Annotated in this window: 21 protein-coding genes and 1 pseudogene; 10 read left to right on the top strand and 12 right to left on the bottom strand. The window is 68.2% G+C overall.

What is annotated here, in order from left to right; translation table 11 throughout:
• Positions 1–75: 75 nt before the first annotated feature.
• Complete coding sequence (locus D1832_RS07200; RefSeq protein ID WP_118913249.1) at positions 76–531, bottom strand: prevent-host-death protein; 456 nt, start codon at positions 529–531, stop codon at positions 76–78.
• 211 nt (positions 532–742) lie between these two features.
• Here D1832_RS07200 and sigK point away from each other — a divergent pair, with 211 nt between their 5' ends.
• The 5 genes and pseudogenes from sigK to D1832_RS16005 all read left to right on the top strand — a co-directional run bounded on the left by sigK (position 743) and on the right by D1832_RS16005 (position 3802).
• Positions 743–1309, top strand: a complete 567-nt coding sequence (gene sigK / locus D1832_RS07195) for an ECF RNA polymerase sigma factor SigK (protein WP_118913248.1) — start codon at positions 743–745, stop codon at positions 1307–1309.
• Entirely contained in the window at positions 1306–2034 is a 729-nt protein-coding gene (locus D1832_RS07190; RefSeq protein WP_118913247.1) for an anti-sigma factor, read from the top strand. Before sigK ends, D1832_RS07190 begins: the two co-directional genes overlap by 4 nt.
• A 416-nt stretch (positions 2035–2450) precedes the next feature.
• Positions 2451–3127 (top strand): annotated as a pseudogene (locus D1832_RS16320) (molybdopterin-dependent oxidoreductase); the annotation flags it as partial.
• A gap of 15 nt (positions 3128–3142) precedes the next feature.
• Positions 3143–3556, top strand: a complete 414-nt coding sequence (locus D1832_RS16315) for an Ig-like domain-containing protein (protein WP_476728661.1) — start codon at positions 3143–3145, stop codon at positions 3554–3556.
• A 117-nt stretch (positions 3557–3673) separates the two neighbouring features.
• Positions 3674–3802, top strand: coding sequence for a hypothetical protein (locus tag D1832_RS16005; protein ID WP_274541955.1), 129 nt, complete (start codon positions 3674–3676; stop codon positions 3800–3802).
• Positions 3803–3828: 26 nt separating this feature from the next.
• On the opposite strand, the gene D1832_RS07180 is transcribed toward D1832_RS16005, so the two are convergent.
• From D1832_RS07180 to D1832_RS07160, 5 genes are all read right to left on the bottom strand, one after another.
• Entirely contained in the window at positions 3829–4785 is a 957-nt protein-coding gene (locus tag D1832_RS07180) for a phosphotriesterase family protein (RefSeq protein ID WP_118913246.1), read from the bottom strand.
• Positions 4778–6280 carry a long-chain-fatty-acid--CoA ligase gene (locus D1832_RS07175; RefSeq protein ID WP_118913245.1) on the bottom strand — a complete coding sequence of 501 codons (1503 nt, stop codon included), beginning with the start codon at positions 6278–6280 and terminating at the stop codon, positions 4778–4780. Before D1832_RS07175 ends, D1832_RS07180 begins: the two co-directional genes overlap by 8 nt.
• Positions 6281–6344: 64 nt before the next feature.
• On the bottom strand, positions 6345–7076 hold the full coding sequence (locus D1832_RS07170) for a hypothetical protein (protein ID WP_147362635.1): 732 nt from the start codon (positions 7074–7076) through the stop codon (positions 6345–6347).
• 7 nt (positions 7077–7083) lie between these two features.
• Positions 7084–7791 (bottom strand): B3/B4 domain-containing protein, encoded by a 708-nt coding sequence (locus D1832_RS07165; protein ID WP_118913280.1) that lies wholly within the window; start codon positions 7789–7791, stop codon positions 7084–7086.
• Between the two features lie 113 nt (positions 7792–7904).
• A complete protein-coding gene (locus tag D1832_RS07160; protein WP_118913243.1) occupies positions 7905–8543 on the bottom strand; it encodes a hypothetical protein in 639 nt (212 codons plus the stop codon).
• A gap of 155 nt (positions 8544–8698) precedes the next feature.
• Between D1832_RS07160 and D1832_RS07155 the strand changes: the two genes are divergently transcribed.
• The 4 genes from D1832_RS07155 to D1832_RS07140 all read left to right on the top strand — a co-directional run bounded on the left by D1832_RS07155 (position 8699) and on the right by D1832_RS07140 (position 13152).
• The gene (locus tag D1832_RS07155; protein WP_147362634.1) at positions 8699–9664 is read left to right on the top strand and encodes a benzoate/H(+) symporter BenE family transporter; all 966 of its coding nucleotides are present in this window, start codon (positions 8699–8701) and stop codon (positions 9662–9664) included.
• Positions 9665–9763: 99 nt separating this feature from the next.
• The gene (locus D1832_RS07150; RefSeq protein ID WP_047311724.1) at positions 9764–10141 is read left to right on the top strand and encodes a hypothetical protein; all 378 of its coding nucleotides are present in this window, start codon (positions 9764–9766) and stop codon (positions 10139–10141) included.
• 116 nt (positions 10142–10257) lie between these two features.
• Positions 10258–12141, top strand: a complete 1884-nt coding sequence (gene dxs / locus D1832_RS07145; protein WP_118913241.1) for a 1-deoxy-D-xylulose-5-phosphate synthase — start codon at positions 10258–10260, stop codon at positions 12139–12141.
• Positions 12142–13152 (top strand): aminoglycoside phosphotransferase family protein, encoded by a 1011-nt coding sequence (locus D1832_RS07140; RefSeq protein ID WP_118913240.1) that lies wholly within the window; start codon positions 12142–12144, stop codon positions 13150–13152.
• A gap of 141 nt (positions 13153–13293) precedes the next feature.
• On the opposite strand, the gene D1832_RS07135 is transcribed toward D1832_RS07140, so the two are convergent.
• Positions 13294–14079, bottom strand: coding sequence for a glycerophosphodiester phosphodiesterase family protein (locus tag D1832_RS07135; RefSeq protein ID WP_118913239.1), 786 nt, complete (start codon positions 14077–14079; stop codon positions 13294–13296).
• Between the two features lie 170 nt (positions 14080–14249).
• On the opposite strand from D1832_RS07135, the gene D1832_RS07130 reads away from it, so the two are divergent.
• The gene (locus D1832_RS07130) at positions 14250–15782 is read left to right on the top strand and encodes a M1 family metallopeptidase (RefSeq protein ID WP_118913238.1); all 1533 of its coding nucleotides are present in this window, start codon (positions 14250–14252) and stop codon (positions 15780–15782) included.
• Positions 15783–15868: 86 nt separating this feature from the next.
• On the opposite strand, the gene D1832_RS07125 is transcribed toward D1832_RS07130, so the two are convergent.
• The 5 genes from D1832_RS07125 to D1832_RS07105 form a co-directional block, all read right to left on the bottom strand.
• Entirely contained in the window at positions 15869–17413 is a 1545-nt protein-coding gene (locus D1832_RS07125) for a helix-turn-helix domain-containing protein (protein WP_118913279.1), read from the bottom strand.
• 205 nt (positions 17414–17618) lie between these two features.
• Positions 17619–19733: a 3-hydroxyacyl-CoA dehydrogenase NAD-binding domain-containing protein gene (locus tag D1832_RS07120; protein WP_118913237.1), complete on the bottom strand. Its 2115-nt coding sequence runs from the start codon at positions 19731–19733 to the stop codon at positions 17619–17621.
• Positions 19733–20950, bottom strand: coding sequence for a thiolase family protein (locus D1832_RS07115; RefSeq protein WP_047311533.1), 1218 nt, complete (start codon positions 20948–20950; stop codon positions 19733–19735). The genes D1832_RS07120 and D1832_RS07115 overlap by 1 nt, the downstream gene beginning before the upstream one ends.
• A gap of 74 nt (positions 20951–21024) precedes the next feature.
• Positions 21025–22344 carry an HRDC domain-containing protein gene (locus tag D1832_RS07110; RefSeq protein ID WP_118913236.1) on the bottom strand — a complete coding sequence of 440 codons (1320 nt, stop codon included), beginning with the start codon at positions 22342–22344 and terminating at the stop codon, positions 21025–21027.
• Positions 22344–22925, bottom strand: coding sequence for a DUF3000 domain-containing protein (locus tag D1832_RS07105; RefSeq protein ID WP_047311535.1), 582 nt, complete (start codon positions 22923–22925; stop codon positions 22344–22346). Before D1832_RS07105 ends, D1832_RS07110 begins: the two co-directional genes overlap by 1 nt.
• Between the last annotated feature and the right edge of the window lie 13 nt (positions 22926–22938).

Raw genomic sequence — 22938 nt, 5'->3', positions numbered from 1 at the left:
ACTGTTTCGTCGCGTATTTCAGCACGTACTCCGACTTTTTGGCCGGCCGCGGTACGACCGCTTCCCTGGGCATGCTCAGGGGCGCTCGACGACGGGTTCGTCATCGAGCCATTCCACAGGCTCGGTGCCCAGCCCCGCGGCTATGGCGGTGGCCGTCTCCCGCCAACTCGTGAGCTTGGTAATCGCCAGATGCGGTTGCCCCGTCGAGAAGGAGGCGCGTGCTGCCTCGACGAGGTCGGTGGCACACTGCTCGCGTTCCGCAGTGCTCAGGGCATACATCCAGGGATAGCGGTTAGCCATGCGCTCACTGAGGGGGCCGTCCTCGAGCGTCACCGTGACGAGAGTCGCAGCGATGTGGAGAAGCTCTGCTCGAGCGTCCGCTTCGCGCTGGGACATGAGTACAAGCGACTCACCATCCCGTCGAGTCACTGTGACGGGGTGGTTCTCGGCCTCGGCGAAGACCTCGGCCGAGTGTTTGCTGAGGTCCGAGGAGCGTCGGGTGACGTGGGGGAGGTTCGCCGCGAGTGACATGAACCCATGATATTCGGAACATGTTCGGAAGTCGACATATGTCTTCTCGCCCGCACACGGTGGAACGGTTCGGGCAGAATGTGCGCCGTCCGACCCATCCGTTCGCAGCTGGGCTCCGAACGCCGGGCATGAGGAACAACCAACGTCAGCAGGGGAGTGAGTGCGGTTAACGTCATCCGCGCGTGCGGCCCGTGCCGCGTCGCTCGCTCCTGTGCCGGATCCGTCAGGTGCTCCGACGCGTGCTGAGGAACTCGTCCAACGTTGCGCGCGAGGTGATAACACCGCGTTCGCGCAGCTGTACGACGACACGAGTGCCCGCGTCTTCGGTCTCATCGTGCGCGTGCTGCGCGACCCGGCGCAGTCCGAGGAGGTTCTCCAGGAGACCTACCTCGACATCTGGCGCCACTCGGCTCGCTACGACGCGAAGCAGGCGTCCGCCATGTCCTGGATGATGACGATCGCGCACCGGCGGGCCGTCGACCGGGTGCGTCACGCCGAGACGGCGAGCGCCCGGGAAGGGCGGTACGCCGTCGAACAGCGCGAGGTCGCGTTCGACTCGACGAGCGAAGCCGTCGTGAGCAGCCTCGAGGCCGAGCGCGTCCGGCGCGCGATGGCGACCCTCACCCCGGTTCAGCGCGAGGCGCTCGAACTCGCCTACTTCGGCGGACACACCCACACCGAGGTGGCCGCCCTGCTCGACCTGCCGCTCGGAACGGCGAAGACACGCATCCGCGACGGACTCATCCGCCTGCGCGACACCATGGGAGGTGAACGATGAAGCGCGACGTTCGACCGGGCGACGCCTACGGACTCATCGGAGCGTACGCGGTGGACGCCGTGACGCCCGAGGAGCGTGAGGCCGTTGAGGCCTACCTGCGCGATCACCCCGAGGCGCTTGGCGAGGTGCTCTCCCTCCAGGAAGCGGCGGCAACGCTGCCCGCCCCCGAGCTGACGCCGCCCGCTCACGTGCGCAGTGAGCTCCTCGCTCAGGTGGCTCGCACCCGTCCGCTGCCACCCGTCGTGCCCGTCGCCGCGGAGCGTTCCCAGACGCCACGCGCGGCCCGGCGAGCAATTCTGTGGCTCGGTGCTGCCGCCGCAGCCATCGTCATCGCGGTGGCCGGGGTACGGATCGCGAGCGACGACGCCGGCTCCATGCCGGCACCAGTCGCGGAGGTCATGCACGCCGACGACGCCCGTGAGTCGGTCATCGACATGGGCGAGCACAAGATCACCGTCACCCGTTCGATGGGTATGGACAAAGCCGTCGTCACGTCGACGACGATGGGGCGCGCCCCGGACGGCATGGCGTACCAGATGTGGGTCAAGGACTCCTCCGGGAAGTTGGTCTCCGGTGGCCTGCTGCCCGAGCCGGAGAAGGACGGGCTCATCGCCATGCCGTTGCACGGTGACGCCGGCGCCGCCCGCGAGGTCGCCGTGTCGATGGAACCGGCCGGCGGTTCGGCCCAGCCGACCTCGAAGGTGCTGGGTTCGGTGCAGCTGTGACGGCCGCGCACCTCGGCAAGGGGCAAGCAGCGTTCGTCGGCTTGGCTTCGACGATCGCCGGCGCGGGGGCAGGGCCCCTCGTCGCGGCGATCACGGGGCCGAGCTATTCGCCGCCGTTCGCGGTCGGTTCGGCCGTTGTCGATGCGGCTCCGACCTGGCTGAAGAACTTCGCCGTGTCGACCTTCGGCACCGCTGACAAGCCCGTCCTGCTCGCCTCCGTGGCGCTCGTCACCGGCCTGCTCGGCGCGCTCGCTGGGCTGCTCGCTCGGACGCGGCTCGTGCGCGGTGTTGCGCTGCTCGGTGTCCTCGTCGCGCTCGCCGGCCTTGCCGCGTGGGCCCGGCCGGGCGGGGGAGTCTTCGCCGTCATCCCGTCGCTCGCGACGGCCTTCGTCGGGGTCGGAAGCTTCGTGGCGGTGATGTCGTCGGCGTCAGGTTCGTCGAGCATCGCGCCTGGCGTGGCCTCGGGCGACGTGACGCGCCGGACGATGCTGAGCGCGGGAGCCCTTGCCGGGCTCGGAGCCGTGGCCGCGGGCATGGGACAGAAGATCGGCTCGCAGGTGACGCAGATGGTGCGCGCACTGCCGCGCCCGAGCCGCTCGCTGCCCGCCATGCCCGCGGGGTTGGAGCGCACCGTGAAGGGGGTGACGCCGCTCGTCACCCCGAACTCGAACTTCTACCGCATCGACACCGCGCTCGTCGTGCCCAACGTCGACGCGGGCGGGTGGCGACTCGTCATCGACGGCGACGTCGAGGAGGAACTCGAGTTCACCTACGACGACATCCTCGCCATGCCGCTCGTCGAGGCGGACGTGACCCTCACCTGCGTGAGCAACGAGGTGGGCGGCGAGTACGCGGGCGGCGCCCGCTGGCTCGGCGTCCCGGTGCGCGACCTGCTCGCCAAGGCGCGTCCGCGCAGCGCGCCGACCAGGTGCTCTCCGTCTCCGACGACGGGTGGACCTGCTCGACGCCGATCGAGGCCTTCCAGGACAAGAACCGTCAGGCTCTCCTGGCCGTCGGGATGAACGGCGAGCCGCTGCCGCGCGAGCACGGTTTCCCCGCGCGTCTCGTCACGCCGGGCCTCTACGGCTACGTCGGGGCGACGAAGTGGGTGACGAAGCTGACGGTCACCACCTACGCCGAGCACCGCGCGTACTGGACCGACCGCGGCTGGAGCGAGAAGGGACCGATCAAGCCCTCGGCGCGCATCGACACACCCCGCGCCGGCCGCACCATCGACGCCGGACGCCTGGCGATCGGCGGCGTCGCGTGGGCCCAGCACCAGGGCATCGTCGGGGTCGAGGTGCAGATCGACGACGGCGAATGGCAGACGGCGAAGCTCGGCCCGAACGTCGGTATCGACTACTGGCGGCAGTGGTGGCTGTCCTGGGACGCGCCCAAGGGGCAGCACACGATCAAGGCCCGTTGCCGGTACGCCGACGGCAAGGTGCAGACATCGCAGGAAGCCGAGGTGACGCCCGACGGCTCCTCGGGATGGCACACCGTCTCGGTCGGTGTGAGGTAGACCACACCCCGTCTCCCATCCATTCGGGTGAGGGCGCCGAATGCCTCATGCACACCGTTTGCGAGAGAAGGAACCATCAGGAAGCGCCTTGCCGCCATCACCCTGTCCGCCTGCGCCGTGTTCGGCGTTGCCGCCTGCAACAACGACGGCCGGGGCTCCGGCAACTCGTCGTCGAACATGCCGACGAGCACCGAGATGAAGAGCCACATGAAGAGCTCCGACTCCATGACGTCCTCGGCGAACTGATCTTCGCCCGCCGAACGACGGCCAACTTACTCGAAGTAGCGACGCGGATTGTCCACCAGGATCGTGTGGATGTCCGCGTCGCTCACGCCGCGCTCGCGCAGCGCAGGGAGCACGTCCTCGCTGATGTGCCGGAAGTTCCAGTTCGGTTGGGCCTGGGGGATGAGTCCCTCGGGGAACCAGTCGATGAGGCACGACGCGTCGTGGGCGATGACGACCTTCTCGGCGTAACCGCGACGGCACAGCTCGACGATCGTGTCGACGCGCTGCTCGAACGGCAGGAGAACGTCGATGCCGAAACGGTCCATGCCGAGGTAGCTTCCGGCGTCGGCGAGCTTGCACAGGTAATCGAGGTCGGTCGAGTCGCCGCTGTGGCCGATGACGACACGACCGAGATCGACGCCCTCCTCGGCGAGCACACGCTGCGCCACGAGTCCGGATTCGCTGCCCGCGTGCGTGTGCACGGTGACCGGAGCCGACGTCTCGGCATTCGCCGCGCCGACCGCCCGCATGACGCGTTCGACACCGGGCGTCAGGCCCTTCTCCTCGATGGCGCACTTGAGGAACGCAGCGCGCACGCCCGTGTCGGCGATGCCCTCGCGCAGGTCCTTGAGGAACAGTTCGGTCATCGGCTCCGGACCGCCGAAGAGGGTCTCCGGGCCCGTGTAGTGGAACTGGAACGGCACGTCGTCGTAGGTGTAGACGCCCGTCGCGACGACGATGTTGAGGTCGGTTCCCTCGGCCACCTTCTGGATGCGCGGGATGTAGCGCCCGAGCCCGAGCACGGTCGGGTCGAGGATCGTGTCGATGCCGAGCTCTTTGAGCTCCTGCAACTGGCGGGACGCATCGGCGACGCGGGCGTCCTCGTCCCACTCGCTGTAGTTGACGCGGTACTCCTCGCCGAGCACGAAGACGTGCTCGTGGACGAGCGTCGCACCGAGGTCGCCGGAGTCGACGACCCCCTTGACGGTCTGGACGTCAGTCATCGTTCTTCTCCTCGTCGTGGGTCCACTCGATGGCGCGCTTGAGGATCTTTCCCGTCGCGCCCTTGGGCAGTTCGTCCGCGAACCGGTACAGGTGTGGCACCTTGTACGCGGAAAGCCGTTCCTTGAGCCACGCGCGCAACGTCTCCGGGTCGGGGGACGCGTCAGGTCGCAGCACGACGACGGCCCCGACCTCCTCGCCGTATGTGTCGTCGCGGATGCCGACGACGGCCGTCTCGACGACGTCCGGGTGCTCGTAGAGCACCTCCTCGACCTCGCGGGGGTAGACGTTGTAGCCGCCACGAATTATGAGATCCTTCGCGCGATCGACGATGCGCAGATACCCGTCGGCGTCGAGCGCGCCGAGGTCTCCGGTGCGGAACCACCCGTCGACGAGGTCGGCCTCGGTGGCCTCGGGACGGTTCCAGTAGCCCTTCATCACCATGGGGCCGGTGATGAAGACCTCGCCGACCTCGTCCACGGCGACGGGTTGCCCGTCAGCGCCGCGCACCTCGACGGCGCTCCCCGGCAGAGCGATGCCCGTCGTGCCGACGCGCTGCTCGATGAAGGGGGAGTGGTACGTCGCCGCGCCGGTGGTCTCCGTGAGGCCGTACCCCTCGAGGATCGTGCAGCCGAAGCGGGTCTCGAACGCGCGGATGACCTCCACCGGCAGGCTCGCGCCGCCGGAGGCAGCCAGGCGGAGATTGGCGAAGTCAGCGGGGCCGAAGTCACCGGCGACGTGCAGGAGGTAGTTCCACATCGTCGGAACGCCCGCGACGATCGTCAGTTCGTGGTCGCGGATCATGCGGACCATGGCCTGCGGTTCGAACGGGCTGAGCAGGGAGAGACTCGCACCGCCGACGAGGATCGTGTTCATGCAGATGCACTGACCGAAGACGTGGAACAGCGGCAGGCCGGTGCCGAACGCGTCCGTCGGCTCCAGTTCGAGCTGTCGAATGAAGATCTCGGCCGTCTCGAGCAGGTTCGAAACGGTGAGCTGCACGCCCTTGGGCTTACCCGTCGTGCCCGAGGTGTAGAGGAGCACAGCGGTCTCGGACGCGTCGCGCTCCACGGGCTCGGACAGCGGCGTCTCGCAGGTGACCGGGGCGTGGGGTTCCAGGCTCCACATGTCGACGTCTGCCTCGGCGCCCGCGCGCTCGGCGGCCGTCGTCGCTGCGTGCCACGCGATGACGAGTCGGGCTCCGGAATCGCCCAGCACGTAACCGATCTCGGCGGGCGTCGACATGACGTTGAGCGTCACGACGACGATGCCCGCAGCCTGGGCGCCGTGGTAGACGGCAGCGAACTCGGGCACCGACGGCGCGATGAGGACAACGCGATCGCCGCGCTCGAGGCCGGCCTCACGCAAGGCGCCGGCCCACTCAGCGACGTGGGAGCGAAGCTCCTCGTAGGACCAGCTCTTCTCGAGGCTTCGGACGGCGGGACGGTCAGGGTTGCGGGAAGCGTGTGTCCAGATGGACGCGGCGACGTTGGGCATGCAGCACCTCGTGATGGCCGGGTGTGATGCGGGTCACGCTACCCATTGCGAGGCTCCATGTGGGCTAAGGCGTCGCGGCGGTTTCCCGACCGGCCTCCGGCGCGACCTCCACCAATCCGTCCGTGGGTCTCCACTGCCATGGCGTGCCGAGTTGATCGCGAAAGCGGATGGTCGTGACGTCGTACTTTCGTGCGAACGTGAGCGGGAAGAATGCGCTTTCGTCGGTCACCAGCACCGGTCTGCCCCACGCCGATCCTCCTGTGACGGCGTTGCTTGCCACGAAGTAGAGCCCCGGCGGCACGGTGACGATTTCGATGTCCTCGCCGCTTGGATGGTTGTTGCCCACCGTGGCGATCCTGACGTCGTGGAAGACGGCGCTCGTCGATCCGCGGTTGGAGACCACGACGCCGTACATCTTCGCCCCGTTCGTGCTGATCGACGGGTCCTCGGTGTAGGCCCACCACGCCTGCAGGTGGCTTGCGAGTGCTCGTCGATCACGGTCGTCTTCCCGTGAGGCTGCGGTGCGTGCGGCGTCGATCGTCTCCGTGCGGGTGCGTTCTGCAGTGTCGTTCGCCGATTGCGCGACCTTGAGGGATCGGGCGCTGAGTGCCAGGCCCGCCAGTGCGGCCGCCGCGGCCGTGACATCCGCGACGCTTCCCAGTTCGATGTTCGCACTCATGGATCGAACGTAGGCCGGCGTAGCGCAGGCGTGGGGCGCGGCGGCGGTAAGGTTTTGGTCAGAAATCAGTAAGACTGGCCGGTTTGCTTCCCGCGGCAGGCGCCTCCTCTCGCGCATCGGTGGCTCACACGATGCGCGAGCTGATCTCCACTCCCGGGTTGACGGTTTCGAGAGCTTCGGTGAGCGCCGCCCGGACCTCGCGGGCTCGCTGCTCGCCGTCGCCTGGGTCGACGTCGAGAACGTCGCAGATGAAGACGGCGTCGGTCGTCTCCTCCGTCAGACGCGTGCGGTAGCACTGGCGCCAGTTCCACCGGCGGCAGGTGACGCCGGCGTCGTCGCGCCAGACGACCTCGCCGGGCTCGGGGTGTTCGACCGTCTCGGCGCCCGAGGCGAGCGTGCCGAACTCCTCGTCCCCGGTCGCGCGTACGAGGCGCAGGGGCCCGTCGTAAGCGGCCAGGTTCTCGCCGCCGAGCGGCGTCTGGAAGCGGACGGAGACGGCGTTGTAGGCGTCGGTCAGCGCGTTGATGCGCGGAAGGGCGTCAGCTCGACGCATGAGCGCCTCCGCGGAGTTGCGGGTGCGTTGGGGCTTGGCGCCGAAGGCGCGGAACGCCTCGCGCCATGCGGCGATGTGGGGGAGTTCCTCGACCTTCGTGTGCTCCAGGAGCGGGCGCACGTGTTCCTCGGCGGCGAACAGCAGCGTTTCGCTCGCCTCGTTCGACTCGCCGCCGCTCAACCCCTCGGCGACGACGAGCACTGCCCGGTAGTCCGGACGAAGCTCGCGGACGGCGTCGTCGATGGAGGCCTGCTCGAGCCATGCGTCATAGGTACCCATGCGGCCATTGTGCACGCTGCGGCTCGGGGCGAGCGCGGACACGCGAGCGCGGACACAGACGTGGGGCGAACCGTCGGCAATGACGGTCCGCCCCACGTCAGGAGCTGCGCGAGTCAGGCGCGCGGCGTGAGCTTCAACGTGATGGTGTTGCCCGGTCCGCTGACCTGCTTAGTCACGAGCTTGTTGAGCGTTCCGCCGGTTCCGCAGCCGGTGAAGCTGGGAATGGTGAAGTTGCCGCTCAAGGTGATGGGGTCGGAGCCGCCCTTCATCGTGCCACTCACCGGGATCTCGACCGGCGCCGACGTCTTGCAGTTCTTGCCCACGAGGTTGATGAGGCCGTGACCGGCGGGGGAGAGATCCTTGATGTGCAGGTACGCCTTCTGCGTCTGCGTCACCTTGTGCGTCGTGGCGTCGATCGTGCCCGTCGCCTTGCCGACCGGCTCGACCGCTATCGTGGCGTAACCGATCTGGAGGCCGCCGAGCTTTACCGGCGTCTTGAGGTCCTTGAGCATGAGGTCGGAGCTCAGAGTGCCCTTCTCGACGTGAACGGTGGAGAAGCTGAAACCGGTCGTCGACGAACTCTGGTTCATCTTCTTGACGTTCGTCGTGGCGGCGACGTCGTAGCCGAGGTTCCAGACGGTGTCCTTCGGCTGCGATTCGGCAGCCTGAGCGCCGGTGGCCGTGAGGGTCGTCGCGCCCGTGAGAGCTGCTGCGGCAACGGCGACGGACGTGGTGCGGCGTGCGGAGAACATATTCTTCCTTCGGTTGACTATGTGGTCCACGTCTCAAGTTACCAATGCGTAAGTTGCTGCGTGGCGACTTCGAGAAATCGGGCGCGAATCGCCGTTGGCGCCGCATCCGTGGACAGGCGTGAGCCGTTGGCGTGAAGCGTTCGTACCCTGAGCCGATGACGATGGGGCTCGGCTGCATCGTGTGCAGCCTGCGAACTCGGATGCCCGTGACGATGGCGTGGTCGACTCCGGGCGCGGCGCTCCTCGCGACGACCGGTGCTGCCGCCGGCGGGTTCGCCGGAGCTGTCGGAGCATTCGCCGTCTGCGGCGTGCTGCTCGCCCTGTGCGGTGCGGTGCCGTGGCTCGAGAAGCTCGTCGAACGCATCCCCGCTGCTCTCGCCAGCGCCATGCTCGCGGGCATCCTCCTCACGATCTGCGCGAAGCCGTTCATCGACCTGCCCCGTGCTCCGTGGCAGATCGGCTGTGTCCTGCTCGCCTCGCTCGTCGCGACGGCGTTCGCGCGACGGTGGGCGGTGCTGGCCGCGCTCGCTGCCGCGCTCGTCGTCATGGGCGTCGACGGAGCCTTCTCACGCACGGGGGCGACGACACTCGCGCCCCACCTCGAGTTCGTCACGCCGCACCTCGACGCGACGGCGATGGTCGCCATCGCGCTGCCGCTCTTCCTTGTGACGATGACGAGCCAGAACCTGCCGGGCGTCGCGGTGCTCGCGTCGTTCGGGTACCGCCTCGGCCTGCGCAAACCGCTTCTCTACACGGGCGCGGCGGGTGTTGCCGGTTCGGTCGCCGGTGCGCACGCCATCAACCTGGCCGCCATCTCCGCGGCGCTCGCGGCGGGCCCCGAAGCGCATCCCCATCGGGATCGTCGGTGGATCGCGGGTGTCGCGTGCGGCGTGGTCTACGTTGCGTTGGCGCCGGCGTCGGCCGCCGTTGTCGCAGTGGCCCTCGTGGCGCCGCAGGGGTTGCTCGCGGCGGTTGCTGCGGTGGCCCTGTTCGGCACCTTCGCCGCAGCTGCTGCGTCGGCACTCGAGCCCGTCGCGACGCGCGAGGCGGCCGCGGTGACGCTCGTCGTCGCCGGTTCGGGCGTGACGCTGGTGGCGTCGGCTCTGCCTTCTGGAGTGTGATCGCCGGCCTGCTCGTGCTCGGGGTGGGTGCGGTGGCGCGGCGTCGGGCCACTCCGAAACAGTAGAACGTATGTTCGAAAAATGGCGTACGCTGACGCCATGTCCGATGTCGTGCAGGGCGGCCCTCCGGGGTGGCCGAGGGGAGTGCCGCCGCCAGGAGCGCCGGGGTGGGAGCAGGCTGCCACGCAGTGGCTCCTCGACCAGTGCCCGGCCGACTTCCGCGCCTACGACGCGTGGCGTCGGCATCCGGTGGCGCTCGCCTGGGTGGCCACGTGGCACGTCGACGCGCAGCTGAACGCGATGCGCGAGTCGTACCGACGTATTCGGGTCGACCTGGCCGACGAGCTGCCCCCGCGCGCCGTTCCGCAGGTGATGGAGCACCTGTCGGCCGAGGGGCTGCGGCTGCGCGCCACGGCGCACGCCGTGCGTCTCGTCCACGAGGCGATGCGGGGCAAGACGTTCGTGCCGCGGTTGTGACGGGGAGGAGGTGACTCTTCGGTAACGCACAGACACCACGGGGTGTACTCGCATGGAACCTTGAAGTCGAACGACCTAGACTCAAGAGACTGCACTCTCGAAAGGCTGATTCAGACGTGACCCTGCTGGAAACCATCTCGGGGCCGGACGATCTCAAGGGCATCCCGGTCGACAAGCTCGATGACCTCGCGGCCGAGATCCGGCAGTTCCTCGTCGATTCCGTCTCCAAGACGGGTGGCCACCTCGGCCCCAACCTCGGTGTCGTCGAGCTGACCATCGCCATGCATCGCGTCTTCGACTCGCCGCGTGACACGTTCGTCTTCGACACGGGTCACCAGAGCTACGTGCACAAGCTGCTCACCGGACGTCACGACTTCAGCAAGCTCAAGAAGTCGGGCGGCCTTTCGGGTTACCCGAGCCGTGAAGAGTCCGAGCACGACGTCGTCGAGAACTCGCACGCCTCCACCTCGCTGTCGTGGGCCGAGGGCATCGCCAAGGCGCGCCGTCTGCGCGGCGAGGTCGACCGGCACACGGTCGCCGTCATCGGCGACGGCGCACTCACCGGCGGCATGGCCTGGGAGGCGCTCAACAACATCTCGGCCGACCCCGACCTGCCGCTCGTCATCGTGCTCAACGACAACGAGCGCTCGTACGCGCCGACGATCGGCGGCATGGCGCAGCACCTCGCGATGATGCGCACGATGCACACCTACGACCAGGTGCTCGACTGGGGCAAGAGCCGCCTGCAGAGCACGCCCAAGGTCGGTAACAAGATGTACGAGGCGCTGCACGGTGTGAAGCGCGGCCTCAAGGACATGGTCTACCCCGACACGGGCGTCTTCGAGAGCCTCGGCATCAAGTACCTCGGCCCCATCGACGGCCACGACGAGCAGGCCGTCGAGACGGCCCTTCGTCGGGCGCGCGACTACGGCCGCCCCACGCTCGTGCACGTCATCACGCAGAAGGGGCGCGGATACAAGCCCGCCTACTCCGACGAAGCCGACCAGTGGCACGGCATCGGCAAGTTCAACCCCGAGACAGGGCTGCCGTTCGAGGTCTCCGGGCGCATCTGGACCGACGAGTTCAGCGACGAGATGGTGGCGCTCGGCGGCGAGCGTGACGACGTCGTCGCGATCACCGCGGCCATGCTCATTCCCGTCGGCCTCGACGACTTCGCGAAGAAGTACCCCGAGCGCGTCTTCGACGTCGGCATCGCCGAGCAGCACGCCGTGACGATGGCCTCCGGGCTCTCCTACGGCGGGCTGCACCCGGTCGTCGCCGTGTACGCCACGTTCCTCAACCGCGCGTTCGACCAGCTCCTCATGGACGCCGCGCTGCACAAGCAGGGTGTGACGTTCGTGCTCGACCGCGCGGGTGTCACCGGTTCTGACGGCGCCTCGCACAACGGCATGTGGGACATGTCGATCTGCTCGATCGTGCCCGGCCTGCACCTCGCCGCGCCGCGTGACGGCGCCCAGGTGCGCGAGCAATTGCGCGACGCCGTCGCGATCGACGATGCGCCGAGCGTCATCCGCTTCCCGAAGGGCGACGTCGGTGAGCCGCTCGTCGCCGAGCGTCGCATCGGGCGCCTCGACGTCATGAAGGACGCCGATAACCCGGACGTGCTCGTCGCGGGTGTCGGTTCGATGGTCGGTGTCGCGCTCGACGTGGCGCAGACCCTGGAGTCGGACGGACTCGCCGTTCAGGTTGTCGACCCGCGGTGGGTCTTCCCGGTCGCCCCGGAGCTCGTCGAGTTGGCTGCTCGCGCGAAGCACGTCGTCGTCGTGGAGGACAACCTCGTCGAGGCCGGTGTCGGTTCCGCGTGTGCGCGCGCCTTCCGTGAGGCCGGCGTCGCTGCGGGCGTCGACACGTACGGCATCCCGAAGGAGTTCCTCCTGCACGCCTCGCGCGGTGAGGTGCTCACCGAGATCGGCCTGACGGCGGACGCCATCACCGCCGACCTGCGCCCCCGCCTGGCAAACGGCAAGGACGTCGCCTGAGTGGCACGGTACGACGACCTTCCGCCACTTCCCGGCGCACTCGTCCCCGGCCCCGCCACCGAGGTGTGGGCGAGCAAGGATTGGATGTGGGACGCGAGCCGCTGGATGGACGAGGTGCTCGAGCGTCGCGGTGTCACGCGTGACGCGACGACGCCGAAGCAGCCGACACTGACGCCGTGGTTCACGCGCCTCGTGGCCGACACCGATCACGGGCGCGTGCGTATGGTGGCGGGCCTTCCGGAGACGACCTCGGAGTCGGTGCTCATGGGGCACCTGGCCACCGTCGTGCCCGACGCCGTGCCGTCGATCTGGGCCGCCGACCGCGAGCGTCGCTGGTTCCTCATGCCCGCCGAGAGTGGCAGTCTGCGTGAGGTGGAGACCGAGGAGTCACGCCTCAGCCTCATGTCGGGGGTGCTGCGCCGCTACGCCGGAATCCAGCGGGCCTCGGCTGCCGTCGCCGACGACATGGTGCGCGACGGCGTCCTCAAGCTGACACCCGGCGACATCGTCAAGCAGTGGCGGCGGCTCGGGTTGTCGCCGAACCACTGGTCGGCGCTGTCGTCCACGGCGCGCCGCCTCGAAGAACTCGGCCTGCCGCTCACGGTTCAGCACGACGACCTGCGTTCCGGCACGGTTCTCGCCGACGGCACCACGGCGGGTCTGACGAAGGCCCGCATCACGGAGTGGATGCACGCGTACGTCGGTCATCCCTTGCTGTCGTTGTACGAGCCGCTGCGCGCCACGACCGAGGGCCTCGACGACGCCGCTGCCGCCGAGGCGCGGGCGCGATTGCTGCGGGCGTACTCCAGCGGGTGGGGCGATGCGCTCGGTTCGAGCGTCCTGCACCGCGCCGTCGACGACGCCCTGCTCCTGGGTCGCATGAGTCGCGTGCTCAGCTGGCGCCGGGCTCTGACGCGAGGGAGCGACACCGAGTTGCGTTCGTGGGGCCGCACGGGTGCCGCACTCATCCGCGAGGTCGAGGAGATCCTCGACGGGCAGCGCCAGGCCTAATGCCCCGGCCGGAGGGATACGCGGGCCAGGCCATGGAGGCACGAGACGGTGCGAAATCTTCCCTTCTTGTGCCCAAGCCGGGCCCTTATACGCAAGAAGGGAAGAATCCTTCCCCTCCTGCGCGACGGCCCTGGACCCCGCTCAGTTGGCGGGCACGTCGGGCCACTCACCGCGCGCGACGAGGACGTCCTTGAGGGTGTCGGCTCGGTCGGTGACGAGGCCGTCGACGCCGAAGTCGAGCAGCCGCTCCATGTCGGAGCGCTCGTTGACGGTCCACACGTGCACCTCGACGCCGGCCGCGAGCGCGGCGTTGAGCAGCGCCCCGTCGAGCACGCGCACCCGTCCGTGGCGCTCGGGGATCTGTAGGGCGTCGATGCCCTTCGCGAGCCGCCTGAACAGCATCCGCCCCACGACGGGAACGTGGGCGCTCACCCACAGCGCCGTCATGAGTTCCTGCCCGGGCGAACTGCGTACCGGTCGGCTGAGGCCCGAGAGCACCGCCCGCCGGCGCTTCTCCGAGAACGACGTCACCCGCACCCGATCGTGCGCTCCGTGCTGCTCGATGCACGCGATGAGTGGCTCGATCGCCCCGGCAGCCTTGACGTCGATGTTGACGCACAGCTGCGGGTGACGCGTGAACAGATCGTCGAGGCGGGGGATCGGCTCGACGCCGTTGATGCGAGCCTCCGAGACCACAGACCACGGGAGCTGCGCGATGACGCCGCGGGCGTCCGTCGTCCGGTCGAGCGTCTCGTCGTGGAACGCGAGCAGCACCCCGTCGGCGGTGGCGTGCACGTCGGTCTCCACCCAGCGATACCCGAGCCTCACGGCCGCGTCGAACGCGGACATCGAGTTCTCGAGGGTGTGATCGTCGCCGCCCGAGAAACCTCGGTGGGCGAGTGCTTCGGGGAATGCGTGCAGGGCCATGACGAGAGGCTATGCCATCGCTGCGATGGCGCGCCTGCAGCCCTTCGCGGGTGCTGGTCTTGAGCTGTCTCAAGTTTCCCGCGAGTATTTCTCGCGGAGGTCGTGCCACGTGGTTGCCTGGACCTCGCAGGGTGACGACAGACGCCGCCCTTCGCGAAAGGGCTCACAGAATGAAGCGCTGCTCATGGCGTCGCGCCGCCGCCATCTCCACCGTCGTCCTCACGCCGATGGGGGTTGCCACCGCCGCCGTGGCGCCGTCCGGCTCCGCGGGCATCGGCGATCCGTACTACCCCAACTACGGCAACGGCGGATACGACGTCGACCACTACTCGATCAACGTCGAGTACGACCGGACGAAGAACACGGTGAAGGGCAAGACCTGGGTCTTCGCCACGACGAAGCAGAGCCTGGGCCGCTTCAACCTCGACCTCGCGCTGCGCGCCAAGCTCGTCACGGTCAACGGGCGTCCTGCCAAGTTCACCCAGAGCGAGCACGAACTCGTCGTCACTCCCTCGCGTGCTCTCAAGAAGGGGGAGAGCATGGCCGTCGAAGTCACCTACGGCGGCAACCCCAGCACGACGAAGGTCAAGGGCTTCACGCCCTGGGTCACGACGCCGGACGGCGCCGCGGCCCTCGGAGAGCCGGAATCGGCTGCGTGGTGGTACCCCTCGAACGACCACCCGCGTGACAAGGCGACCTACGACATCGCCATCACCGTCCCCAAGGGCGTTGAGGCACTGAGCAACGGCACGCTGCAGTCGAACAAGGTCTCGGGGCCGTGGCAGACGTGGCGTTGGCAGGTGTCGCAGCCGATGGCGCCGTACCTCGCCTTCTTCGTGACAGGTCAGTTCACCATCACCAAGGGCACGTCACAGGGCATTCCGTGGCTCAACGCCGTCACCACCGTCAAGAGCCCCCAGCAGCGGTATGCGGCTGCGGATCTGGCGCGTACTCCGGAGATCGTCGCGTGGGAGGCCAAGCAGTTCGGCCCGTACCCGTTCGAGACGATGGGTGGCGTGGCTCCGAACGCGCCCCTCGGGTTCGCGCTCGAGAACCAGACGCGCCCCGTGTACTCCAACGTGTTCTGGGCCGACGGCCCGAGCGAGGGCGTCATCGTGCACGAGCAGGCCCACCAGTGGTTCGGTGACTCGGTTTCGGTTCACAACTGGAAGGACATCTGGCTCAATGAGGGCTTCGCCACATACGCCACGTGGCTGTGGTCCGAGAAGCAGGGAGAGGGTTCGCGTCAGGATCTCCTGGAGAGCTACTACCTCACGCCTCCGGACGAGGACTTCTGGTCGACCACGATCGGTGATCCCGGGGCCGGAAACGAATTCGACGCTGCGGTCTACGACCGTGGCGCCATGACACTCGCCGCTCTGCGCAACCGTGTCGGGGAGGCGAAGATGTCGAAGATTCTCAAGACCTGGACGCGTCAGAAGGCCGATGGCAACGCGCGCATCGCCGACTTCATCGCGTTGGCCGAGCGCATCAGCGGTCAGCAGCTCGACTCGTTCTTCACGGCATGGTTGTACACGCCGCAGCGCCCGGCGGCGACGAAGGCCAACGGCTTCCCCGCTACCTTCGCCAAGCGTGCGAGTACCGCGAGAACCCAACGCGTCGCGATGCCGGCGAGCCGGGCTCAGCTCGACGCCGACCACAAGCAGATGATCGCTCAGGAGCGGCAGCGCGTCGTGGGCTGACGAGAAAGTACGGGAACGACGAGCCCGCCCCGTCACCGAGTGGTGACCGGGCGGGCTCGTCGTCGAGGCGACTCAGTGCGTCAGGTTCAGTTGCTGAACTCGTCGTCGCGGAAGCTCGTGATGTCGGCGCCGAGCGCGTTGAGGCGCTCGTCGAGCTCCTCGTAGCCACGGTTGATGACGTAGATGTTGCGCAGGATCGACGTGCCGGGGCACGCGAGCATGCCCAGCAGGATGACGACGCCCGGGCGCAGCGCCGGCGGGCACATCACCTCGGCGGCACGCCACTTGGCGGGACCTTCGATCATGACGCGGTGCGGGTCCATGAGGTGCACCGTGGCGCCGATCTTCGTCAACTCGTTGAGGTAGATCGCTCGGTTCTCGTACACCCAGTCGTGGATGAGCGTCTGACCCTCGGCGCACGCCGCGATAACGGCGAAGAACGGCAGGTTGTCGATGTTGAGGCCGGGGAAGGGCAGCGGGTGGATCTTGTCCGTCGGCGCCTTGAGCGGGCCCGGCTTCGTCGTGAGGTCGACGAGGCGCGTCTCGCCGTTGGCGGACGTGTACTCCTCGGTGATCTCGTAGCGGAAGCCCATCTCCTCGAGGATGGCGAGCTCGATCTCCATGAACTCGATCGGCACGCGCTTGATCGTGATCTCCGACTTCGTCACGATCGCCGCGGCGACGAGCGACATGGCCTCGATCGGGTCTTCGCTCGGGAAGTACTCGATGTCCTTGTTGATCTCGCCGACGCCCTGGATCTCGAGGGTCGTCGTGCCGACGCCCTCGATGGAGACACCGAGCTCGCGCAGGAAGAAGCACAGGTCCTGCACCATGTAGTTGCTCGAGGCGTTGCGGATGATCGTCTTTCCCTCGTAGCGAGCGGCGGCGAACAGCGCGTTCTCGGTGACGGTGTCGCCACGCTCGATGAGGACGATCGGCTTCGTCGGGCGCACCGAGTTGTCGACGGACACGTGGTAGTAGCCGTTCGACGCCTCGACGGACATGCCGAACGCGCGCAGCGCGTGCAGGTGGGGCTCGACGGTGCGCGCACCGAGGTCACAGCCGCCGGCGTTCGGCAGTTCGAACGTGTCGAACTCGTGCATGAGCGGGCCGAGGAACATGAGAATCGTGCGGGTGCGGCGCGCGGCGACCTCGTCGATCGTCGACAGGTCGATCTTCTCCGGCGGCGTGATCTCGAGGTCGCTCGAGTCCGGCAGCCAGCGCGTCTTCACACCGATGGAGTTGAGCACCTCGGTGATCCGGTTGACCTCTTCGATGCGAGCGAGGTTGCGCAGCGTGGTGCGTCCCTTGTTGAGCATGGCGGCACACAGGCAGGCGACCGCAGCGTTCTTGCTCGTGCGGACGTCGATCGAACCGGAGAGCTGCTTGCCGCCCTCGATGCGCATGTTCAGGGGGAGGTTGCTACTGGCCACGGTGATGATCTCCGAATCGAGTGCTCTGCTGATCTTGGTCAGCATTTCCATGCTGAGGTTCTGGCCGCCCTGCTCGATGCGGGCGACCGCGCTCTGCGAGGTGCCGACCTGCGCCGCGAGGGCGCTCTGCGTCAGACCGCGTTCGAGCCGGACTTCACGGATGGTGCCACCGATGCGTACAAGCTGCTGTTGAACCATGCTCTCCATGCTATATCTCATGTATGAGATAAAGAACCGTCCACCGAGTGCGTTCACCACGCGGCGTGTTTCTCGACGATACCCGTTCACTCCTCGCGATCAACCGTCCGTCTTGGAACGGCGAGTCGCACGCGCTCGAGGACACACAGAACGCGCGGGGAGAGCATCTGTGCTCTCCCCGCGCGTTCTTTTGCGCGAAGCTGGATCAGCCGGCGACGCTGGCAGCACCCTTCGGCAGGAAGCGCTGACCGGTGACCTTCTCGGAGATGCCGAGGCGGTCGAGCAGCGGCGTCACGCCACCGTTCCAGAACGGGAAGCCCGCACCGGTGATCATCGCGAGGTCGATGTCCATCGGAGCCGCGACGACCTCCTCGTCGAGCATGCGACGCGTCTCGTCGGCGAGGGCCTCCAGGGCGCGGTCACGCACCTGCTCGGCGGTGAGCTCCGTGGCGCCGGTCTTCTCGAACTGAGCGAAGACCTCCTCGTTGAGCTTGCCGTCCTTGCCGTAGAAGCCCGGGATCTTAGCCTCGACGACCTTCGCCAGGTTCGGCGAGACGTAGAAGCGATCCGGGAACGCACCGTGCAGCGTCTCGCTGTTGTGCAGCGCGATCGCCGGGCCGACGAGCGACATGAGCATGAACGGCGGCATCGGCGTGATGCCGGCGAACGCCTTCTCGACGGTCTCGACCGGCGTGCCCTCGTCCGCGATCTTGCCCGCCTCGCCCATGAAGCGGCCGAGGAGGCGGTTGACGACGAACGACGGCGAGTTCTTCACGAGGATGCAGGTCTTCTTGAGCTGCTTGCCCGTGGCGAACGCGGTGGCGAGCGTCGCGTCGTCCGTCTTGTCACCGCGGATGATCTCCAGCAGCGGCATGACGGCGACCGGGTTGAAGAAGTGGAAGCCCACGACGCGCTCGGGGTGCGCGAGGTCCTCCGCCATCTCCGTCACCGACAGCGACGAGGTGTTCGTCGCGAGGACGCACTCGGGCGTGACGATGGCCTCGACCTCGGACCACACCTTCTTCTTGACGCCCATCTCCTCGAAGACGGCCTCGATGACGAAGTCGGCATCGGCGAAGCCGTCCTTGCTCGTCGAACCCGTGACGAGACCCTTGAGGCGGTTGGCCTTGTCGGGGGAGACACGCTTCTTCTCGAGGAGCTTGTCGATCTCGGCGTGCACGTACTCCACGCCCTTGTCGACGCGCGCCTGGTCGAGGTCTGTCATGATGACCGGCACGTCGAGGCGGCGGATGAACAGCAGCGCCAGCTGGCTGGCCATGAGGCCGGCACCGACGACGCCCACCTTCGTCACCTTGCGTGCGAGCGCCTTGTCCGGCGCACCGGCGGGACGCTTGGCGCGCTTCTGGACGAGGTCGAACGCGTACAGCCCGGCGCGCAGCTCGTCGCTCATGATGAGGTCGCCGAGGGCCTCGTTCTCGCCCTCGAAGCCCTGCTCGCGCGTGTTCGTGCGGGCAGCCTCCACGAGGTCGATCGCACGCAGCGGAGCGGGGGCAGCGCCACCCGTCTTCTGCATGGTGAAGGCACGGGCCTTCTCACAGGCGGCCTTCCACGTCGACTCGTCCTTGTCGAGCTCAGGGCGCTCGACCTTCTTCTCGCCCGAGATGACGTCGGACGCGAAGCGCAGCGAGTCCTCGAGGAACGTGACCGGCGCGAGGAGCTCGTCGGCGACGCCCAGCTTGAACGCCTGAGCACCCGTGGCCATCTTGTTGTTCGACAGCGGGTTGCTGATGATGAGCTGCAGCGCGTTCTCGACACCGATGAGGTTCGGCAGCAGGTACGTGCCGCCCCAGCCGGGCACGAGACCGAGGAAGCACTCCGGCAACGAGTAGGCCGGAACGTCCGCGGACATCGTGCGGTAGTCGCAGTAGAGCCCGATCTCGACGCCGCCACCCATGGACGCGCCGTTGACGAACGCGAACGTCGGGATGTCGAGGTCGGCGATCTTCGAGAAGACGCGGTGGCCCTGCTCGGCGATCTCGACGGCCTGCTCGCGGCTCGTGATGGCGGGGATGCCCGTCAGGTCGGCGCCGACAGCCATGATGAACGGCTTCCCGGTGACACCGAGACCGACGATCTCGCCCTTGGCCGCACGCTCGGCGGCCGTGTCCAGCTGAGCCTCGAGCTCGGCGAGGCCGAGCGGGCCGAAGCTGTTCGGCTTCGTGTGGTCGAAGCCGTTGTCGAGCGTGATGAGGACGAAGGTGCCGGACGTCGTGCCGTCGTGACGCGGGAGCTGGATGTCCTGCGCGAGGGCGTGCGTGACGACCTCGTCGTGAGCCTGGTTCTTCGATGCGTCGTTCATCAGGCCACCTTCTCCTTGCCGTAGTCGGGGTGGTTCGGGTTCTCCCAAATGACAGCGCCACCCATGCCGATGCCGATGCACATGGCCGTGAGGCCGTAGCGGGCCTCGGGCTTCTCGGCGAACTGGCGCGACAGCTGCGTCATGAGGCGCACGCCGGAGCTGGCGAGCGGGTGACCCGTCGCGATGGCGCCGCCGTAGGCGTTGACGCGCTCGTCGTCGGCGTCGATGCCGAAGTGGTCGAGGAAGGCGAGCACCTGGACGGCGAAGGCCTCGTTGAGCTCGAACAGGTCGATGTCGTCGATCGTGAGACCGGCCTGCTTGAGAGCCTTCTCCGTGGCCGGGACCGGGCCGATGCCCATGACCTCGGGGTCAACGCCGACGAAGGAGTAGCCGACGAGGCGCATGCCGACGGGCAGGCCGAGTTCCTTGGCCTTCTCCTCGGAGGCGAGGATGCAGGCCGTGGCGCCGTCGTTGAGACCGGCGGCGTTACCGGCGGTCACGTTGCCGTGGGCGCGGAAGGGCGTCTTGAGACCGGCGAGGTCCTCGACCGTGGTGCCCGGACGCGGCGGCTCGTCGGTGGTGGCCAGGCCCCAGCCCTTCTCGGCGTGACGCGTGGCGACGGGCACGAGGTCCTGCTGGATCTTGCCCTCGGCGTAGGCCTTGGCGAGCTTGTTCTGCGAGCCGACGGCGAACGCGTCGCACCGTTCCTTGGTGATGGCCGGGAAACGGTCGTGCAGGTTCTCGGCCGTCTTGCCCATGACGAGGGCACTCGGGTCGACGAGCTTCTCGGCGACGATGCGCGGGTTCGGGTCGGTGCCCTCACCCATGGGGTGGTGGCCCATGTGCTCGACGCCGCCGGCGATGGCGATGTCGTAGGCGCCGAACGCGATGCCGGACGCGGTCGTCGTCACGGCCGTCATGGCGCCGGCGCACATGCGGTCGATGGCGTAACCGGGAACGGACTTGGGCAGACCCGACAGGAGAGCGGCCATACGGCCGATCGTCAGGCCCTGGTCACCGATCTGCGTCGTGGCGGCGATGGCCACCTCGTCGACGCTCTCTGGCGGGAGGTTCGGCTGACGACGCATGAGTTCACGGATGCATTTGATGACCAGGTCGTCGGCGCGGGTCTGGGCGTACATGCCCTTCTCACCGGCCTTGCCGAACGGCGTACGAACACCGTCGACGAAGACGACCTCATGGAGCGTGCGGGGCACGTTGCCTCCCGAAGTTAGACAAAGCTGACTAGGCCAGGCTAACCCGTTCGGTTACCCGTGAGTACGCGGGTCGATCAATTCGTCGGGTGATCGAGCGCGGCCTCGGCGAGAAGCGGCGCGACGATGTCGCACTGCCAGGGGCGTGCGCCCCCGGCGGCGAGGGCTTCACGCCATCCGGCTTCGCTCTGATCGGCGGGGGGCGACCAGATGGTGCGGCGCAGGAGATCGGGCGTCAGCAGGTTCTCGACGGGCACGTTGCGCTTCTCGCTGAACTGCTGGAGGCCGTAGCGGACGTCGTCGAGACGACCAGCGGCGGCTGGGTTGCGATCGGCCCACGCCCGGATCGGCGGGGGAGCGTTCGTACGCATCGTCAGGGGCGGCAGCTCGCGCTGCGGCAGGGAGTCGGCGTTCTTGAGCGCGTTGAGCCAACGCTCGCCGTAGCGCGCGAGTCCCCGGTGCGCGGGGCGCGGACGGCGGCGTCGGGCCGAACCGTCACCGACGCGTGGGCGGATGGCGGGCGGGCCGACGAGACCGGCGACGTCGTTGGGGTTGCGGCGGGCCAGATCGATGATGAGCGCGTCGGGCAGCACGCGACCCGGCGTCGTGTCGCGGCGCTGGGCGATGTCCTCGCGCGTCTGCCACAGCGAACGCACCCGGGCGACCTGGCGCGGATCGCGCAGCGCGTGCAGACCGGACGTGCGTCGCCACGGGTCCTTCTTCGGCGTCGGGCCCTCGAAGTCGAGCAGCGCCTCGAACTCCTGACGGGCCCATTCGCCCTTGCCCTGGGCTTCGAGGTCGGCGGCCAGGGCGTCACGCACCTCGACGAGACGCTCGACGTCGAGCGCGGCGTAGACGAGCCAGTCGTGGGGCAGCGGACGCGTCGACCAGTCAACGGCCGAGTGCTCCTTGGCGAGCGTGACGCCGACGTAGTGCTCCGTGACGGCGGCGAGCCCGACGCGGGCGAGGCCGGCGAGGCGGCTGCCGAGTTCGGTGTCGAACAGCGCCTTCGGGTAAAGACCGAGGGCCTTGAGGCAGGCAAGATCCTGCGTTGCGGCGTGAAGAACCCACTCGGCCTTGCCGATGGCGGCATTCAGGCTGCTGAGATCGCTGCACGGCACCGGGTCGATGAGCCAGGTGCCCGAACCCTTGCGCCGCAGCTGGACGAGGTAGGCGTCGTTTCCGTAGCGGAAGCCCGACGCGCGTTCGGCGTCGATGGCGACGGGCCCGAAGCCGGCGCGGATGGCGGCGCAGCACTCCTTGAGACGCGCGGCCGTCGTCACGATCTCGGGAACGCCGTCAGCCGGTTCGGCGAGCAGGGGATAGCTCGGCTTGTCGTCGGTCGGCTGCGCGTCCTCAAGCGACGCGTTGTCGCCGGCGGGGGAGTCGGACGTCATCAGAAGCGCCCCGGCAGGGCGGACACCCCTTCGGGCAGCGGCGGCAGGCCGGCGACCGTGCACATGAGCGTGGCCCAACCCTGCAGGTGGGCGGCGATGTCGTTGCCATCCGGGGTCCACGACGCACGCACTTCGAGCTCGACACTCGAGGGACGCTCGGCGAGGCCGGCGAAGCTCTCGTTGACGACGCGGGTGACGGTGCCGGCTTCCGCGGTGTACGTGGCGCCGGCGTCCTTGAGGGACTCGACGAGCCAGGACCAGCCGACAGCGCCGAGCGCCGGGTCTGTGGCCATCTCGGATTCGAGTTCGGCGCGAGCGAACGTCACGACGCGCCAGGTGCCGTGCCAGGCCTCGGGGCCCGCGGGGTCGTGCAGAAGGACGAAACGTCCGGTGCCGAGAACGGCGTCGTCGTCACGCGGGTCGACGACCTCGGCGGAGAAAGCGACGGCGTGGGGAGCAATACGGCGCGGCGGGGGCACCTCGGTGAGGGAGAGTTCGGGACGCACCCGCGCGGCCTTGACGGCATCGACCACGTCGGCGAAGTGCTCGGCGTCGTCGCGCTTCAATGTCTGCATCCCCATGGCCAGAAGATTA

This window comes from Dermacoccus abyssi, assembly GCF_003515945.1.
Classification (GTDB): domain Bacteria; phylum Actinomycetota; class Actinomycetes; order Actinomycetales; family Dermatophilaceae; genus Dermacoccus; species Dermacoccus abyssi.
Note: the sequence above shows the minus strand (reverse complement) of the source record. Positions and strands in the feature narration are given on the sequence as shown.

Excerpts from the sequence above, each read along its gene's own strand:
- D1832_RS07200 (WP_118913249.1), bottom strand. The coding sequence starts at position 531 with ATGTCACTCGCGGCGAACCTCCCCCACGTCACCCGACGCTCCTCGGAC.
- D1832_RS07190 (WP_118913247.1), top strand. The coding sequence starts at position 1,306 with ATGAAGCGCGACGTTCGACCGGGCGACGCCTACGGACTCATCGGAGCG.
- D1832_RS07180 (WP_118913246.1), bottom strand. The coding sequence starts at position 4,785 with ATGACTGACGTCCAGACCGTCAAGGGGGTCGTCGACTCCGGCGACCTC.
- D1832_RS07175 (WP_118913245.1), bottom strand. The coding sequence starts at position 6,280 with ATGCCCAACGTCGCCGCGTCCATCTGGACACACGCTTCCCGCAACCCT.
- D1832_RS07170 (WP_147362635.1), bottom strand. The coding sequence starts at position 7,076 with ATGCGCGAGAGGAGGCGCCTGCCGCGGGAAGCAAACCGGCCAGTCTTA.
- D1832_RS07165 (WP_118913280.1), bottom strand. The coding sequence starts at position 7,791 with ATGGGTACCTATGACGCATGGCTCGAGCAGGCCTCCATCGACGACGCC.
- D1832_RS07160 (WP_118913243.1), bottom strand. The coding sequence starts at position 8,543 with ATGTTCTCCGCACGCCGCACCACGTCCGTCGCCGTTGCCGCAGCAGCT.
- D1832_RS07155 (WP_147362634.1), top strand. The coding sequence starts at position 8,699 with ATGACGATGGGGCTCGGCTGCATCGTGTGCAGCCTGCGAACTCGGATG.
- D1832_RS07150 (WP_047311724.1), top strand. The coding sequence starts at position 9,764 with ATGTCCGATGTCGTGCAGGGCGGCCCTCCGGGGTGGCCGAGGGGAGTG.
- D1832_RS07135 (WP_118913239.1), bottom strand. The coding sequence starts at position 14,079 with ATGGCCCTGCACGCATTCCCCGAAGCACTCGCCCACCGAGGTTTCTCG.
- D1832_RS07130 (WP_118913238.1), top strand. The coding sequence starts at position 14,250 with ATGAAGCGCTGCTCATGGCGTCGCGCCGCCGCCATCTCCACCGTCGTC.
- D1832_RS07125 (WP_118913279.1), bottom strand. The coding sequence starts at position 17,413 with ATGGTTCAACAGCAGCTTGTACGCATCGGTGGCACCATCCGTGAAGTC.
- D1832_RS07120 (WP_118913237.1), bottom strand. The coding sequence starts at position 19,733 with ATGAACGACGCATCGAAGAACCAGGCTCACGACGAGGTCGTCACGCAC.
- D1832_RS07110 (WP_118913236.1), bottom strand. The coding sequence starts at position 22,344 with ATGACGTCCGACTCCCCCGCCGGCGACAACGCGTCGCTTGAGGACGCG.
- D1832_RS07105 (WP_047311535.1), bottom strand. The coding sequence starts at position 22,925 with ATGGGGATGCAGACATTGAAGCGCGACGACGCCGAGCACTTCGCCGAC.